The 16,687-nt window shown below is 69.3% G+C and carries 14 protein-coding genes and 2 rRNA genes; 3 read left to right on the forward strand and 13 right to left on the reverse strand.

The genetic code is table 11. The annotated features are described in order from the left end of the window. Positions 1–65 precede the first annotated feature (65 nt). Together J4Z35_RS02315 and J4Z35_RS02320 are read left to right on the forward strand one after the other, a co-directional pair. Positions 66–650 carry a hypothetical protein gene (locus tag J4Z35_RS02315; RefSeq protein WP_074039484.1) on the forward strand — a complete coding sequence of 195 codons (585 nt, stop codon included), beginning with the start codon at positions 66–68 and terminating at the stop codon, positions 648–650. After that, positions 647–2,932: an MMPL family transporter gene (locus tag J4Z35_RS02320; protein ID WP_083603779.1), complete on the forward strand. Its 2,286-nt coding sequence runs from the start codon at positions 647–649 to the stop codon at positions 2,930–2,932. Before J4Z35_RS02315 ends, J4Z35_RS02320 begins: the two co-directional genes overlap by 4 nt. Before the next feature lie 56 nt (positions 2,933–2,988). Here the strand turns inward: J4Z35_RS02320 and J4Z35_RS02325 are convergent, their stop codons facing one another. The 3 genes from J4Z35_RS02325 to J4Z35_RS02335 all read right to left on the reverse strand — a co-directional run bounded on the left by J4Z35_RS02325 (position 2,989) and on the right by J4Z35_RS02335 (position 6,280). Continuing rightward, on the reverse strand, positions 2,989–3,582 hold the full coding sequence (locus J4Z35_RS02325) for an HAD-IA family hydrolase (protein ID WP_038568532.1): 594 nt from the start codon (positions 3,580–3,582) through the stop codon (positions 2,989–2,991). 143 nt (positions 3,583–3,725) lie between these two features. After that, the gene (gene aspS, locus J4Z35_RS02330) at positions 3,726–5,561 is read right to left on the reverse strand and encodes an aspartate--tRNA ligase (protein ID WP_038571052.1); all 1,836 of its coding nucleotides are present in this window, start codon (positions 5,559–5,561) and stop codon (positions 3,726–3,728) included. 284 nt (positions 5,562–5,845) lie between these two features. Next, positions 5,846–6,280, reverse strand: a complete 435-nt coding sequence (locus tag J4Z35_RS02335; RefSeq protein WP_006943881.1) for a YchJ family metal-binding protein — start codon at positions 6,278–6,280, stop codon at positions 5,846–5,848. A gap of 74 nt (positions 6,281–6,354) precedes the next feature. Here J4Z35_RS02335 and J4Z35_RS02340 point away from each other — a divergent pair, with 74 nt between their 5' ends. Continuing rightward, entirely contained in the window at positions 6,355–7,335 is a 981-nt protein-coding gene (locus tag J4Z35_RS02340; protein ID WP_074039486.1) for an asparaginase, read from the forward strand. A 4-nt stretch (positions 7,336–7,339) separates the two neighbouring features. On the opposite strand, the gene J4Z35_RS02345 is transcribed toward J4Z35_RS02340, so the two are convergent. The 10 genes from J4Z35_RS02345 to J4Z35_RS02390 form a co-directional block, all read right to left on the reverse strand. After that, complete coding sequence (locus J4Z35_RS02345) at positions 7,340–8,014, reverse strand: NUDIX hydrolase (protein WP_074039487.1); 675 nt, start codon at positions 8,012–8,014, stop codon at positions 7,340–7,342. A 153-nt stretch (positions 8,015–8,167) separates the two neighbouring features. Next, positions 8,168–9,805 (reverse strand): CTP synthase, encoded by a 1,638-nt coding sequence (locus tag J4Z35_RS02350; protein WP_074039488.1) that lies wholly within the window; start codon positions 9,803–9,805, stop codon positions 8,168–8,170. A 79-nt stretch (positions 9,806–9,884) separates the two neighbouring features. Continuing rightward, positions 9,885–11,627, reverse strand: coding sequence for a DNA repair protein RecN (recN, locus tag J4Z35_RS02355; RefSeq protein WP_074039578.1), 1,743 nt, complete (start codon positions 11,625–11,627; stop codon positions 9,885–9,887). 67 nt (positions 11,628–11,694) lie between these two features. Then, entirely contained in the window at positions 11,695–12,603 is a 909-nt protein-coding gene (locus J4Z35_RS02360) for an NAD kinase (protein ID WP_074039489.1), read from the reverse strand. Then, complete coding sequence (locus J4Z35_RS02365) at positions 12,603–13,421, reverse strand: TlyA family RNA methyltransferase (protein WP_074039492.1); 819 nt, start codon at positions 13,419–13,421, stop codon at positions 12,603–12,605. Before J4Z35_RS02365 ends, J4Z35_RS02360 begins: the two co-directional genes overlap by 1 nt. Then, positions 13,418–13,714 (reverse strand): hypothetical protein, encoded by a 297-nt coding sequence (locus J4Z35_RS02370; protein WP_074039495.1) that lies wholly within the window; start codon positions 13,712–13,714, stop codon positions 13,418–13,420. Before J4Z35_RS02370 ends, J4Z35_RS02365 begins: the two co-directional genes overlap by 4 nt. Continuing rightward, the gene (locus J4Z35_RS02375; RefSeq protein WP_074039498.1) at positions 13,711–14,676 is read right to left on the reverse strand and encodes an HAD-IIA family hydrolase; all 966 of its coding nucleotides are present in this window, start codon (positions 14,674–14,676) and stop codon (positions 13,711–13,713) included. The genes J4Z35_RS02370 and J4Z35_RS02375 overlap by 4 nt, the downstream gene beginning before the upstream one ends. Then, positions 14,669–15,493 (reverse strand): tetratricopeptide repeat protein, encoded by an 825-nt coding sequence (locus J4Z35_RS02380; RefSeq protein WP_136788439.1) that lies wholly within the window; start codon positions 15,491–15,493, stop codon positions 14,669–14,671. Before J4Z35_RS02380 ends, J4Z35_RS02375 begins: the two co-directional genes overlap by 8 nt. 859 nt (positions 15,494–16,352) lie before the next feature. Then, positions 16,353–16,470: ribosomal RNA gene (rrf, locus tag J4Z35_RS02385) — 5S ribosomal RNA — on the reverse strand. Between the two features lie 89 nt (positions 16,471–16,559). Beyond that, a 23S ribosomal RNA gene (locus J4Z35_RS02390) occupies positions 16,560–16,687 on the reverse strand; the annotation flags it as partial.

Raw genomic sequence — 16,687 nt, forward strand, 5'->3', positions numbered from 1 at the left:
CACCACCGACAAGGCACGACTAGAGTGAGCCGCGCCACCGCGCCGCCCGCCTCGAAGGACACCCCATGAGCAATTCCTCCCACCCCACCGCGATCCGTCAGACGTTCAACGTCGTCATCGGGTGGTTCGGGGTCGCCATCGGGATCGTCCTCGTCGTCAGCGGCCTCATGGCCCGCTCGCCGCACACGATGGCGTTCGTCGGCTTCGCCCTCGCCGCGGCGTCGTTCTGCGTCATGGTGCGCCCGAGCATCCGCTTCGACGCGGACGACGTCGTCGTCTCCAACGTCGTGCGTGAGGTGACGCTGCCCTGGCCGGGCATCTCGCACGCCACGTCGAAGGGCAGCCTCGTCATCCATGACAACGACGGGCACAAGACGACGGTGTGGGCGATCGGCTCGCAGAAGGCGCGCGGCGCGCGCAACACCGACGACGCGCGTCTCGGCATCCTGCCGACCGCGTCCCTGCGCCCGATGCCGGGCACCCTGACGCAGCCTTCGCGCTCTGCCGGCGCGCTGCGCGAAGCCCTCGACGCCGAGACGGTGGACAACCCGACCGACGTCCCCACCGATCGTCGCGTGCGCTGGCTGCCGCTGCCGTGCGCCCTCATGGCACTCGCGCTCGTCAGCGTCATCGTGGCGGTCATCGGATGAGGTGGGGCGCCACGCGACAGCGCGCCGGGGCCTCTCGGGCCGACGATTCGTCGGCTGCCTCGTCAAATGGTTCGGGCCATTCGCCCGAGCCGGCCGACGGCGGGCGTCCGAGCGGGCGAGGCTACGGCGCCTTCGTCGCGCGTCACGCCAAGGCCATCGTCCTGACGTGGCTCGTCGCCGTCGTCCTGGCCTTTGCGACGACGGCCGGCGCCTTCGGTGGCGGCGGACTCTTCGCACACCTGCAGCAGGCCGAGCCGTTCGTGCCGGGTGAGGCACACACCGGCAACGACATGCTGCTGACCGGCGACAAGGCCGGCGGCAGCGTCGCCGTCCGACTCGACGGGGTGGCGAGTTCACAGCAAGCGGCTGTCGGCGCGAAGGTGCAGCAGGTGATCGACGACGTCGTGCACACGTCGGCGGTCGAGTCGGCGTACTCACCCGCGGCGAAACGCGACCCGCGCGTCGCTGCCGCCTACCGTTCCTCGAGCGCACCCGAGTCGATGGTCTTCGTCGCCACGCTCGATGCTGGGCTCGACAAGAGCGTGCAGGAGGACGTGAGCGCGCAGGTCACGAAGGCCGTCGAAGCGGTGATGCCCGCGGGGGTGCGCATGCGCACCGGCGGGTCCGTGGAAGTGCTCAAGCGCATCACCGATCAGGTGCAGGAAGACCTCAAGACCGGAGAGGGCATCGCCTTCCCGCTGACCCTCATCGTCATGGTCATCGTGTTCGGAGGATTCATCGCGGCGGGCCTCCCCCTCATCGGCGCGATCGCTGCGATCGCCGGCGGGCTGCTCGCGCTGCTCGGGTTCAGCCACGTCACCGACCTCGATGCGACCGTCGTCAACATCGTCACGATTCTTGGTCTCGGCCTCTCGATCGACTACGGCCTGCTCATCGTCGGACGCTTCCGCGAGGAACTGTCGCGCCTCGCGCTGCAGCGCGAGGCCGACGGCCTCGACGGGGTGCTCACGAGCGCCGACAAAGACCTCGCGACCCAGCGCACGATCGCGACGGCCGGGCGCACCGTTCTCTTCAGCGGGCTTACGGTCGCGATCTCCGTCGCAGGGCTCGTCCTGTTCCCCGCATCGGTGACAAAGGCGATCGGCCTCGCCGGCCTGTCCGTCGTCGCCGTCGCCTGCCTGGCGGCGCTGACGCTCGTGCCCGCCTGCGCGCGCCTCGCTGCGGCGCGCCTCGCGAAGAAGCGCGTGCAGCCTGACGCGGACGAGGGACGATTCGCCGACCTCGCCCACGCCGTCCAGCGTCATCTGTGGATCTCGATCTGCGGTGTCGTCGTCGTCCTGCTCGTGCTGGCCGCGCCGCTGATCGGCATGCGGCAGGTGAGCTCGACGAGCGCGTTGCTGCCGACGTCGGACCCGCAACGCACCCTCATGAACGACCTCGCCCACGACTTCCCTGTGCTCGGCGAACCCGCCGTGAGCATCGTCGGCGAGACCGACGTGGCGACGATGACGAAGTGGGTCTCGAGCGATGTCGCACACCGCGGATACGTCACCGGGGTCAACCCCGTGCGTGACCTCGGCGACGGCAAGGTCGCCGTCGGATTGCGAGTCGACGGGGCCACCCCCTCCAACGGGCGCATGCAGCACGTCGTCCACGACCTGCACGCTCACCGCCCAGGATTTCCGACATGGGTGACGGGCCAGCAGGCCAAGCTCGACGACTACACGCACGCCATCGCTGCGCGAGCCCCCTACGTCGTGCTCGTCGTTGCGTTCGCGACGCTCGTGCTGCTGTTCCTCATGACGGGATCGCTCGTCCTGCCGCTCAAGGCCCTCCTGTTCAACGCCCTCTCCCTCGGCGCGAGCCTCGGAGCGATGACGTGGATCTTCCAGAACGGCCACTTCGAATCGCTGCTCGGCTACACGAGCAACGACGCGATCGAGTCGACCGTCCCCGTCATCCTCATCGCGTTCGGTTTCGGCCTGGCGATGGACTACGAGGTATTCCTGCTCTCTCGCATCGTCGAGGCCCACGAACATGGTGACGACGACGCGCGCGCCGTCGCCGTCGGCATCCAGCGCAGCGGACGCATCGTGACGAGCGCCGCACTTCTCATGGTCATCGTCATGCTCGGGTTCGCGGCGGCGAAGATGGTCATCATCAAGCAGATCGGCGTGGGCCTCGCCCTGTCGATCATTCTCGACGCCACGCTCGTCCGCATGATCCTCGTGCCCGCGACGATGACCGTCATGGGCCGGTGGAACTGGTGGGCCCCCGCCCCGATGAAACGCTGGCACGCCCGCTTCGGCCTCCGCGACTGACTCCCCCGCGAATCGCGTCCCCCTTTGCGAATCCCGTCCCCAACGGCGATTTGCGGTCACATTCGAACACCGGCGCCCTCGAGCATCCGGCGCATGCCGGCCGCGCCGCTGCTGGGGTCATGCAGATGTGCCCGGATGCCGCAGGACGTCGCCGCCGCGACGTTGCGGGCCGAATCGTCGACGAACACGATCTGACGCGCCGGGACGTCCAGCCGGTCGATGATCGACGCGAAGAACGCCTCGGCCGGTTTGCACGCGCCGAGCTCGCAGGAATAGAACTCCTCGTCGAACACTCCGGCGTAGCGGCGGCGCATGAGGTCACGGCGCACGTCCTGCTGGTTGGTTGCGAGACGCACGCCGTACCCGGCACGTCTGACCTTCGCGACGACGGCCATCGCCTCTTCGTCGATGTCGAAACGCGACCACAGCTGCAGCGCGTCATCGGGATCGAGCGCGACCCCGTGCTCCTCGGCCGCGGCGACGAGGCAGTCACGCATCCTCGCCTCGCCCCGCATGGCGGGCAGGTCGCGGGCGAACACGACGGACGCGAAGCCCTCGCCACCGATCGCGTCGAGCGCACCCACCCAGCCGTGACGCGCGTGCTGCAGCACACCGTCGGCATCGAACAGGACGGTAGCCGTATCACGCATGTGGCGACCCTACGGTTGAAAGGGGCAAGCCCTGAAACCGTTGTCGGGCCCAGCACCCCCGGCGCGTCGCGCAGAATCGGTCGAGCCCCTGACGTCATGCGACGTCAGGGGCTCGACCCGTTGATCGGTCGCCGATCAGCCGATCACGACTTGTTGGGCGACGCCTCGGCCGGAGCGGCGGGCGATGCGGCGTCCGCAGAAGCCTCACTCTTGACCTGAGGCTTGGCGTCCACACCCGCCTCCTTGCGCTGCTGAGCGGAGATCGGGGCGGGCGCGGCCGTCAGCGGGTCATAGCCGCCGCCGCTCTTCGGGAACGCGATGACGTCGCGGATCGAGTCGGTGCCCGCGAGCAGCGAGACGATGCGGTCCCAGCCGAACGCGATGCCGCCGTGCGGGGGCGCACCGAAGCTGAACGCTTCGAGGAGGAAGCCGAACTTCTCGTGCGCGTCCTCCTCGCTCAGACCCATGACCTTGAAGACGCGCTCCTGCAGGTCCTTGCGGTGGATACGAATCGAGCCACCGCCGATCTCGTTGCCGTTGCACACCATGTCGTACGCGTACGCGAGCGCCTCGCCTGGTTCGGTGTCGAACGTGTCGACGTACTCGGCCTTCGGCATCGTGAACGCGTGGTGCACGGCCGTCCACGTACCGGAGCCGACGGCGACGTCCCCCGAGGCGACAGCGTCGGCGGCAGGCTCGAACAGCGGCGCGTCGACGACCCACAGGAAGCTCCACGCGTTCTCGTCGATGAGGTCGCAGCGCTTGCCGATCTCGAGACGCGCTGCGCCGAGCAGCGCGCGCGACGCCTTCGTCGCACCCGCGGCGAAGAAGATGCAGTCGCCGGGCTTCGCACCGACGTGGCCGGCGATGCCCTCCACCTCGGTCTCGGTGAGGTTCTTGGCCACCGGGCCGGTGAGCGAGCCGTCCTCCTGGACGAGGACGTACGCGAGGCCCTTCGCGCCGCGCTGCTTCGCCCACTCCTGCCACGCGTCGAGCTGACGACGGGGCTGCGACGCACCACCCGGCATGACGACGGCGCCGACGTATTCGGCCTGGAACACGCGGAACGTCGTGTCCTTGAAGAACTCCGTGCACTCGACGAGCTCGTTGCCGAAGCGCAGGTCGGGCTTGTCCGAGCCGTACTTCGCCATCGCGTCGGCGTACGTCATGCGCGGGAACGGCGTCGGCAGGTCGACGCCGATCGTCGCCCACACGGCCTTCGCGATCTGCTCACCGAGCTCGATGACGTCGTCCTGCTCGACGAAGCTCATCTCGATGTCGAGCTGCGTGAACTCGGGCTGACGGTCGGCGCGGAAGTCCTCGTCGCGGTAGCAGCGCGCGATCTGGTAGTAGCGTTCCATCCCGGCGACCATGAGCAGCTGCTTGAACAGCTGCGGGCTCTGCGGCAGCGCGTACCAGCTGCCCGGCGCGAGACGAGCGGGGACGAGGAAGTCGCGAGCGCCCTCGGGCGTCGAACGCGTCAGCGTCGGCGTCTCGATCTCGACGAAGTCGCGCTCGTTGAGCACGGCGCGCGCAGCCTGGCTCACCTTCGAGCGCAGACGGATCGCGTCGCCCTGGTCCTTGCGACGCAGGTCGAGGTAGCGGTACTTGAGGCGCGCTTCCTCGCCGACGGTGATGCGCTCGTCGATCTGGAACGGCAGCGGCGCCGCCTCGGAGAGCACCTCGATCTCGTTCGCGACGACGTCGACCTCACCTGTCGGCAAATTCGGGTTGACGTCCTTCGGCTCGCGCGCGGCGACCTCACCCGTCACCTTGATGCAGTATTCGGAGCGCAGACCGTGCGCGGCGCCCGTCAGCACCTCGTCGCGTGCGACGACCTGGACGACGCCCGAGGCGTCACGCAGGTCGACGAAGGCGACACCGCCGTGGTCGCGACGCTTGGCCACCCAACCCGTCAGGGTGACGGTGTCACCGACGTCGGCTGCGCGAAGGGTTCCGGCTTCATGGGTTCGAAGCATGATGTTCCTCTCGATTCGTTCCATGCGGCGACGCGTCGATCGGACGATGCTCGACCGGGCGCCCCACGTGGGAGCAGCCCGGGAGGTGTGGGCGGGGGCCAGGTCGCGGTGCCACCACACCTTCGCCGAAAGATCTTCGGCCTCTCGTCGGTGACGCCGGACGCGCGGTCCGCCGCAGAACACGCCCGTCACGGGCCATGCTCGGGCGGGGTGTCAGGCCGCCACGGCGTACCTGCTCATTCTAGGTGATGCCGCGTGTGCGACGCGCCCGTGTTTTTCGCGGCTCAGTCGAGCTCGTCCCCGTCGACGTAGAACCAGCGGCCGGCGCGGCGTTCGAAGCGCGAGTGCTCTCGCAGCACCCCGCGACGGCCGTCGTCGGCGAGGTAGGACGCCTCGAAGGTGACGGTGCCGCGCGTATCGGCCTCGTTCATGCCGCCGTCACCCGTGTCGAGCACCCGCAGGGCCAGCCACGTCACGCCGTCGAGGTCGCCGACCTGAGCCGGGCGCGTGCGCGGATGCCAGGTGCGCCAGAGGTGGTCGGCATCACGTAGCACGAACGCCGTGTAGCGCGAGCGCATGAGCGCTTCGGGCGTCGGCGCGAGCACGCCGTCGAGGACGAGCGGGCCGCAGCATTCGCGCAACGAGCGCCCGGGCACCCAGGCGCAGGGACACTCGGCGTCCGGGCCGGGTCGCACGCTTGGGTCGGCCGCAGCAGGCATGGGTCTCCTCGGTGACGGGCTCGCGCAGCGATCGACGCGCGGCGGTTCGTTGGCACGACGATAACCTGTGCGCCATGACGAAGCGGATCGCGATGTACTTCCTCGGCGGAACCATCTCCATGTCCTCCGATGGCGGCGCCGGAGTGCGCCCCACGCTCGGCGCGGACGACCTCATCGCCGCTGTCCCCGGCCTCGACGCAGCTGACGTCGACCTCACCGGCGAGACGATCGCGCGCGAACAGAGCGGTTCGCTCACCCCGGCGCACCTGCTCGAGGTGCTGCAGCGCGCGAGTGCCTCCGACGCCGACGGGTTCGTCCTCGTCCAGGGCACCGATACGCTCGAGGAAAGCGCCTACCTGCTCGACCTGCTCTGGGACGACGGGCGCGCGTTCGCCGTCACGGGCGCGATGCGCAACCCGACGATGGCCGGGGCCGACGGAGCCGCCAACATGCTCGCCGCGATCCGCGTCGCCGCGAGCGACGCCGCGCGTGGGCTGGGCGTCGTCGCCGTGTTCGCCGATGAGATCCACGCGGCGCGCTCGGTGACGAAGGGCGACACGTCGTCGCTCACGACGTTCGTCTCCCCCGACTGCGGCCCGATCGGGCGCGTCCTCGAAGGTCATACCCACCTCTTCTACCGCCCCGCGCGACTGTCGGCCCTCCCCCGGCCTGACGCCGTCGACGCCGAGGTGCCCGTCCTGACGGTGGCACTCGGGCAGTCCGCGCGGGCGCTCGACGCCGTGAGCGCGGGCGCCGACGCGCTCGTCATCGCCGGCCTCGGAGCCGGGCACGTGCCCGGGTGGTGGGCCGAGAGCGTCGGACACATCGCGGCCCGCATTCCCGTCATCATGACAAGCCGGACGTTCTCGGGCCCGGCGCTCGTCGAGACGTACGGTGCGGTCGGCGCGGAGGTCGACCTCCAGCGCCGCGGCGTCGTCATGGGTGGCTACCTGCGCGCCACGCAGGTGCGACTGCTCGTCATGACGATGCTGGCCACCGGGGCGTCACGCGACAGCATCGCCGCCGAGGTGCGCCGCCGCGGCGGCTACCGCTGACCCGCTACTGCTTCGGAGCGAAGGCGGGGTGCACCGACCACGGGGTGTCGGGGGCGCGCAACGGTGCCCAGCCCGCGTCGCGCGCCGCGCGAGCCGCGAGGCATGACATGAGCAGCGCCGGGTTGTGGAGGCGCCCGGCGAGCGCTGCGTCGACGACGTCGTCGAGGCGAACCCAGCCGGTCGGCATGTCGAGTTCTTCCTCCTCGCGCTCGAACCGGTCATCCTCCGACACGTCGGTGAGGTCGCGGGCGAGGAAGACGCGAAGCTGCTCCGAGAGCCCGCCCGGTGACGAGGCGTAGTCGATGAGCAGGTCGAGACGCCCGGCGCGCAGGTCGGCCTCTTCGTAGAGCTCACGCAGCGCCGCCTCGTGCGGCAGCTCGCCGTCGACGTCGAGCAGCCCCGCCGGGATCTCCCACTCCTGCGCACCGATGGGGTGCCGGTACTGGCGAATGACGAGCACCTCCTCGGCGCCGGGTTCGCCGCGCATCGCGAGGACGGCGACGGCGCCCGGATGGCGGACGAAGTCACGGGTGACGCGCCCGGCATCGCCGAGATCGGCTTCCTCCTGGACGACGTCCCAGACCCATCCCTCGTAGACGACGTCGCTGCGCACGACGGGCGCGGGGGTGTAGTCGTCGACGAGTTCGCTGGGGGTGATCGTGGGGTGCATGGAAGTCATGCCACCGATCCTGACACACCGGACTGGCACCCGGTCGCGCCCGGCCGCTACGTCGCAGGCCGACGTCCCAAGAAACGCCGAGGAGGGCGGCGCCGTCTCCGGCATCGCCCTCCTCGATTCATGACACGCGGCCCGAACAGCAGCCGCACGTCGTCACTTGCTCGGTCGCTCCAGCGCGGCCTGGACGAGCCCCGCGAACAGCGGGTGCGCGCGGTGCGGTCGCGACTTGAACTCCGGATGAGCCTGCGTCGAGACGTAGTACGGGTGGACGTCCTTCGGCAGTTCGACGAACTCGACGAGCCCGAGCTCGGGGTGCGTACCCGAGACGACGAGTCCAGCGTCGGTGACCTGCTCGAGGTAGTCATTGTTCACCTCGTAGCGGTGACGGTGACGCTCGCTCACCTCCGTCGTGCCGTAGGCGTTCGACACGACCGAGCCGTCGAGCAGCTTCGCCGGGTAGGCGCCGAGGCGCATCGTGCCACCGAGGTCGCCGGCGCCCTCGACGAACGACTTCTGCTCCTCCATCGTCGCGATGACGGGGTGTGACGTCTCGGGGTCGAACTCGGAGCTCGACGCGTCAGCGATGCCCGCGACGTTGCGCGCGTACTCGATGACCATGCACTGCAGGCCGAGGCAGATGCCGAGCGTCGGCACCTTGTTCTCACGGGCCCACTTCAGCGCGCCGAGCTTGCCCTCGATGCCGCGCACGCCGAACCCGCCGGGCACGAGCACCGCGTCGACACCCGACAGCGCTTTCTTCGCGCCCGCGTCGCTCGTGCAGGTGTCGGAGGCGACCCAGCGGATCCTCACCTTCGTGTCGTGATGGAAACCGCCGGCGCGCATCGCCTCGGTGATCGACAGGTAGGCGTCGGGCAGGTCGATGTACTTGCCGACGAGGGCGATCTCGACCTCGTGCGCCGGACGGTGGACGTGGTCGAGGAGCTTGTCCCACTGGGCCCAGTCGACGTCACGGAACGGCAGGCCAAGGCGGCGGATGACGTACGCGTCGAGCCCCTCGGAGTGCAGCACGCGCGGGATGTCGTAGATGCTCGGCGCGTCGACGGCGGCCGCGACGGCCTCGGAGTCGACGTCGCACATGAGCGAGATCTTGCGCTTGATCGGCTCGGGGATCTCGCGATCGGCGCGCAGGATGAGCCCGTCGGGCTGGATGCCGACCTGACGCAGTGCAGCGACGGAGTGCTGCGTCGGCTTCGTCTTCAGCTCACCGCTGGGGCCGATGTACGGCACGAGCGAGACGTGGAGGAAGAAGACGTTGTCGCGCCCCACGTTGTGGCGCACCTGGCGTGCGGCCTCGAGGAACGGCAAGGACTCGATGTCGCCGACCGTGCCACCGATCTCGGTGATGATGATGTCGGGTGCGTCGTCGCCGTTCGCCTCGGCGCGCATGCGCTCGACGATCTCGTTCGTGATGTGTGGGATGACCTGCACCGTGTCACCGAGGTACTCCCCGCGACGCTCGCGTGCGATGACATCGGAGTACACCTGGCCGGTCGTGACGTTGGCGCGCCCGTGCAGGTTGACGTCGAGGAATCGCTCGTAGTGACCGATGTCGAGGTCGGTCTCCGCGCCGTCTTCGGTGACGAACACCTCACCGTGCTGGAACGGGTTCATCGTTCCCGGGTCAACGTTCAAGTAGGGGTCGAGCTTCTGCATCGTGACGCGCAGGCCGCGCGAACGCAGCAAACGGCCGAGACTGGATGCCGAGAGGCCCTTTCCGAGGGAGGAGGCCACGCCTCCGGTGACAAAAATATGCTTCGTCGTCTGATCCACCACGGAATGCCAGCCTACTTCATCGAGAGGTGTTCGGGCGACAGGGCTGCCGCACGATGGATGTGAACCCAGAGAACGTTCATGCGCTCGACTTCTGTGACGCGCCGGCCGCCGCCAGCAGGGATTCGGCGTGCTCGCGCGCGACCGCGCTTGTCGTGTCGCCACCCAGCATGCGCGCGATCTCGGTGACGCGCGCGTCACCCGTGACGGCGGCGACGCCGCTCTCGGTGACGGCGCCGTCATGCGATTTGTGGACGACGAGGTGGTTGTCGGCGTACGCCGCGACCTGCGCGAGGTGCGTCACGACGATGACCTGCGCGCTCTGCGCGAGCCGCGCCAGGCGCGCGCCGATGTCGTGCGCCGCCTCGCCCCCGACGCCGGCGTCCACCTCGTCGAACACGAACGTGGGCACGCTGCCCGTCGACGTCACCACCTCGAGGGCGAGCATGACGCGCGACAGCTCACCACCGGAGGCGGCCTTCGTCACCGGCTTCGGATCCATGCCGCGGTTGGCCGACAGCAGGATCGTGACGTCGTCGATGCCGTGCTCCGAGGGTTTGACGAGGCGCCCGTCGGGCAACTCGAGGCCCTTGTCGGCTTCGGCGATCGAGACCTCGACGACGAGGCGAGCCGAGCCCATCGCGAGGTGATGCAGCTCCTGCGTGACAGCCTCACCCAGTCGCTCGGCCGCGGATCGACGCAGATCGTGCAGCGCGAGAGCATCAGCCCCGACCTTCGGCGTGAGCCCCGCGACCTCGGCGTCGATCGCGGCGATGCGATCGTCCGAGCCGGCGAGCTCCTGCGCCTCACGCCCGGCCTGTTCACGCCACGTGAGCACGTCGTCGAGTTCGGGCCCGTACGCCTTGAGCAGCTGGGTGATGGCGGCGCGCCGCTGATGCACCTCCTGCAACCGCTGCGGATCCATGTCGATGGCCGCTGCGTACTGCGCCACGTCCGCGGCGAGGTCGGCCGTGAGCGTCTGCACCTCCCGCAACCGCTCGATGAACGGTGCGAGGTCGGCGTCCAGCGTCACACCCGACTCGAGCCCACTGCGCGCAGCAGCCATGAGCGCCAGCGCATTCGGCTCGTCGGGCGACAACTCGTCGCCGGCCAGGGCCGCACCCGCACCACGCGAGGCGGCCAGGAGATCCTCGGCATGCGTGAGCCGCTCACTCTCCGCCGCGAGTTCGACGTCCTCACCCTCGATCGGCTCGATCTCGTCGATGCGCGCGATCCCAGCCTCGAGCATCGTGAGCCGCTGCGCGCGCTCCTGCGCCTTGAGCGTCAACTCGCGCCGCTCGGCCCGCAGCGCCTTCAGCCTCACATACCCGTCGCGGTAGCGCTGCGCCACCTCCGAGAGTTCGGGGCCTGCGAACGCGTCGAGGATCTGACGGTGCTCCTCGGGCTGCTTGAGCCGCCATTGGTCGGCCTGCCCGTGCACCGCGACCAGCTCATGCCCGATGCGCGCCAGCACGCCTGCGGGGACACTGCGCCCGGCCACCTGCGCACGCGAACGCCCCGTCGCGGCTACCGAGCGGCTGAGGATCACCTCGTCGCCCGCCTCCACGTCGAACTCATCGGCCAGCGCGGCCGCGCTCACATGCTCGCCCGGCACGTCGAGGAACCCCTCGACGAGCGCCGACTTCTCCCCCGTGCGCACCCGATCGGCGTCAGCACGCTCACCGAGCAGCAGCCCGAGACCGCTGACGACCATCGTCTTACCCGCGCCCGTCTCGCCCGTGACCACGTTGAGCCCCGGGCTGAGTTCGAGCGTCGCGTCGGCGATGACACCCATGTTGCGAATCCGGATTTCCCTCAGCACGCTTCCCACCCTAGGGGCACGACGCGACGAATGGTGATTCGAACACGCTTACGAACAGATGAACTTTTCAATGCGCGCGTCGCGTGCCGCGCCAGCCCTCGACCGACAGGTCGAACTTGCGCACGAGACGATCCGTGAACGGCGCGGTGCTCAGGCGCGCCAGCGTGACGGGCTTGTCGCTCGCGTGCACCTCGACACGGGCGCCGTCGGGCAGATCGAACGGGCGCCGCCCGTCACACCACAGCACGGCGCGCCCCTGCGCACCGGGCACGAGTTCGACGGCAAGTTGCGCGCGCGGCCCCAGCACGAGCGGGCGCGCGAACAGCGCATGCGCCGAGATCGGCACGAGGAGGATGGCCTCGGTGTCCGGCCACACGACCGGTCCTCCCGCGCTGAAGGCATAGGCCGTCGACCCCGTCGGCGTCGCGATGACGACGCCGTCAGCGCCCCAGGACGCGAGGGGACGGCCGTCGATCTCGACGGTCAGTTCGAGCATGCGCTCTCGTGCGGCCTTCTCGATGCTCGCCTCGTTGAGCGCCCACCCGCGGTGCAGTTCCACCTCACCGCGCCCGTCGGTCGCGACGACCTCGAGCGTCGCGCGGGTCTCGACGATCCACGAGCGCTCACGCACGCAGGCGACGATCCGCTCGACGTCCTCCTTCTCCGCCTCCGCGAGAAACCCGACGTGGCCGAGATTTATGCCGAGCAGCGGCACCCCGCAGTCGCGCGACAGTTCGGCGGCGCGCAGGATCGTGCCGTCACCGCCCAGGACGACGGCGAGCTCGCACGCCACCCCAGCTTCCTCCGGCGCGACGGTGACGACGCCCGGCCGCTGCGCGATCCCGAAGGCCGCCAGCTCGTCGGCGATGCCCGCGACCTCGATCCCGGCGGCCGTCAGCCCTTCGACGAGTCGCTCGGCGACCTCGTAGGCCTCGGGCCGGCGCGGGTGGCCGATGAGCAGGACGCGGCGGTTCATCACTCGCTCCTTCGCGTGAGGTCGCGGATTCGCTGGTTGGCGGAGGCGTCGTCGAGTGCGCCACCGACCGCGGCGCGACGCAACCAGACGAGGTATTCGTGGTTGCCGTGGCTGCCCACCATCGGGCTCCACGCGAGACCGTGCACGGCGAGGCCGAGTTCGGACGCGCACGCGAGCACCTTCTCGATGCTCTCGCGACGCTGCTCGACTGACGTCACGACGCCCGTCCTGCCCAGTCTCTCGCGTCCGACCTCGAACTGCGGCTTGATGAGCGCGATGAGATCACCGTCGTCGGCGAGCAGAAAGGACATGTGGGGCAGCGCCAGCGTCAGCGAGATGAACGACAGATCGCTGACGACGAGTGCGAACGGTGAGCCGTCGAGCTGCGTCGCGCTCACGACGTCGCGGACGTTGACGCCCTCGAGATCGGTGACGCGCGGGTCGCTCTTGACCGGTTCGGCGAGCTGGCCGTGCCCGACGTCGAGAGCGACGACGTGAGCCGCCCCCCGTTCGAGCAGCACCTGCGTGAACCCACCGGTCGAGGCGCCGACGTCGATGGCGTGCGCTCCGGCGACGCGGGTCGCGACACCCGGAAAGGCCTCGCACGCGGCGAGGAGCTTGTGTGCGGCACGGCCCACGTAGTGGTCGAGGTCGCCCTCGATCTCGACGTTCTGCGTGTCGCTCACCTTGGTCGACGCCTTCGCCTCGACCTTGCCGTCGACAAGCACCCTCCCCGCGTCGAGCAGCTCCTTCGCCTGGGCGCGAGAACGCACGAGGCCGCGCGCCACGAGGGCGGCGTCGAGTCGCACACCACTCATGCCTGGGCCTGTTCGAGGCGTCGCTGCAAGCTCTCATGGACGTCGTGTGCACGAGCGATGACCTCGGCGGCGTCGACGTCGGGCCCACAGCTTTCGGACCCGCTGTCATTCGACACTCTGCCGACCGACCCATTGCCGCCCGTCGACTCGCCGGCCATCGCATCGACGCTCTCGCGCAGGCGGCTCACGGCATCGTCCAGCTCTGTGTCACCGACCGGGCCGTCCCCGGCGATCACACGACGGCCCTCGGCCCGCTGGGCGAGCTCACCCGGGCTGGGCACCCCGATGCTCATGACCCGCACGCCTGACGCATCTCGCGCGCCGCGTCCTCGGCGGAGAGGTCTCCCGCATCGACGCGCTCCCACAGGGACGTCAGCAGACCGCGCACGCGAGCGATGCTCGCCCCCGCGTCGCATTTCCCGGCAGTCTCGACCTCGTACGGCTGCGTCAACCCGCGCAGATCCGCGAGCACGTACGTCGGGCGACGCTCCTTCGGTGCCGCGGCTGCGTCCGCGAGGCCGTGAACGCCGGTGAGCACGAGCACGCTGTCGTACCCGCCGCGGGTCGCGCCTTCGATATCCGTCTCGAGCCGGTCGCCGACAGCAAGGACGCGCGCCGCGTCGGCCGCGCCGATGCGCTCACTCGCCATGTCGTACATGACGGGCATGGGCTTGCCGGCCACTTCGGGATCGACCGCCACCGCATTGCGGACGGCCTGGACGAGCGAGCCGTTGCCGGGTGCGATCCCTTTCTCGGTCGGCAAGGTCAGGTCAGTGTTCGTCGCGACCCAGCGCGCACCACCGTTGACGGCGTGCGCTGCGGCCGCGAGGTCCGTCGCACGGACATCCGGCCCGTAGCCCTGGACGACGGCATCGATGTCGCCGGTCCCTGCACCTGCATCGTCGTCGCCGACGCAGACGAAACCGGCCCCCCTCAGCGCTCGGGCAACGCCCTCCCCGCCGATCGGCAGGACGATACGCACCTGCGCGCCACTCTCGCGCAGCACGTGCGCTGCCGCCATCGACGAATTGACGACGTCCTCGTCGTCCAGACGCAGCCCGAGCTCACGCAGATGCGCCGCGACGGCCGACGGGGGACGCGAGGCGTTGTTCGTCGCGTAGACGACGCGCGTCCCATGTTCGCGCGTGCTCTGGAGGCTCGCGATGGCATGCGGGATGGCGTCGGGCCCTGCGTAGACGACGCCGTCGAGGTCGCAGACGATGCCGTCGTACCGGTCGAGCAGGCCTTCAGTCACGGGGGTCCTGTTCCCCGACCGACGCTGACGGTTCGTTCGGCGGTACGGCGCCGAACGCGCTCAGGTCGAGCTCGGCGAGACGCGGGTCGACGTCCTGCTCGTCCTCCGGCGCGAGGTCGGTCAGCTCGAAGCCGTCGATCTGGTCGATGCGGTCGGCGGCGTCCGTCTCGCCATCACGGTCGGCCGCGTCGGCCTTGACGAACCACGCCCGCGCTTCCTCCCGCTCACCCAGGTCGAGCAGCGCGTCAGCATACGCGTAGAACAGACGAGCGGCCCAGGGCTGCGTCGTCGCCTTCTGCAGGGCGGGAATGCGCAGTCCGACGACGGCAGCCCGCGACTGTCCCATGTCGCGGCGCACGCCGGAGACGACGATGGCCAACTCGATGTTGTCGGCCTCAGAGAGGCGTTGCGCTTCCGGAGAGTTCGCCAGCTCCAGGGCCCGCTCGTAGCGCCCCAGGCCACGCTCGCAGTCGACCATGTACGGCAGCAGGTGGTCGGAGCCGGACAGCCGGCGCGCGGTCCGGAACTCACGCAGCGCCTCGGCGAACTCGCCCGTTCGGTAGAGCACCAGACCGAGCGCCTCGCGCGCTGCCGGAACCCGGCCGGCCCGGCTCACGGCGTGCTGCGCGTGGTCGAGCGCCTTCTCCGGGTTCTCGTCCAGCAGTTCGGCGGCAGCGACGAGGTGCTTGGCGACGCCCTCGGCGTTCTCCTTGCTCAGGGTTCGCAGCTGCTGACGCACCGCCTTGTCGAGCTCATAGCCCGTGATGTCCTCCGGCAGCACCGGCTCCGGCTTGCGACGGGGACGCTCGTCCCCCACGGCCTTCGCGTCCCAGCTGCGCGGGCCACGAATCGACGACTGCTCGTCCGACCAGCCGGCACCGCGGTCCCCCCGGCCGGTGAACCCGCCACGGTTTTCGCTGCGGTCATCCCGACGGAAACCGCCACCCCGCTCGTCACGACGATCCGAACCGCGTCCGTAACCACCACGCTCATCACGCCCAGACGAGCGGCGGTCGTCCCGGCCACGGTCATCACGACGGAAACCCCCACGATCCTCACGACCCCGCTCGTCATCCCGACGCGGTCTGTCATAGCTGCGCTCGTCCCGGCCACGGTCGTCCCGACGGAAACCCCCACGATCGTCACGACCGAAGGAACGGCGATCGTCACGACCCCGCTCGTCGTCCCGACGCGGGCCACCGTAGCCACGCTCATCGCGGCGGACACCTCTACGGTCGTCACGACGGTCGCTGCCCCGTCCATAGCTGCTTCGCTCGTCGCGACCTGACGAGCGACGATCGTCGCGCTCGAACCGACCCCGCTGCTCACGGGAACCCCTGTCGTCACGAGCCGGGCGACGCTCGCCGGAGGCCGCCTCGCGACCTCCCTGCGACCAGCGCGAACTGCGTTCGCGACGCTCTGGCGTGTTCTCGGTGTTCTCGTCAGGCATGTCTTCCTCTTCTCAGGACGGGCAATAGACATCGTGGCACGAGGGCGGCGCCTCGGGCGAGCCGGCACCCATTGCTACGACCGAGCGATGGCGTCGACCACGGCTGCGCAGCCAGGGCACATGAAAGAAGGGCCCTTGACCCAAGAACTGTTCAGGTTCCGAGCCACCCATCGGGGGCTTCAAGGAACACGACGTTCATCAGATCAAGGACCCTTCTGTTGAAGAAGTCCGGCGGTGTCCTACTCTCCCACACCCTACCGAGTGCAGTACCATCGGCGCTGAAGGGCTTAGCTTCCGGGTTCGGAATGTGACCGGGCGTTTCCCACTTCGCTATAACCACCGTAACACTATGAAACATATCAACCCATCATGGCGAGTGTATTGTTTCAGAATTACACAGGGACGCGAGCACTAGCACAACAATACTGAGTGTGATAATAAGTTATCGGTTCATTAGTACCGGTCAGCTACAACCATTACTCGTCTTCCACATCCGGCCTATCAACCCCATCGTCGCTAGGACACCTCCGCACCACAAGGTGCATTGAAACCTCATCTCCA

This window comes from Dermacoccus sp. NHGro5, from assembly GCF_017565385.1.
Taxonomy (GTDB): Bacteria; Actinomycetota; Actinomycetes; order Actinomycetales; family Dermatophilaceae; genus Dermacoccus; species Dermacoccus nishinomiyaensis.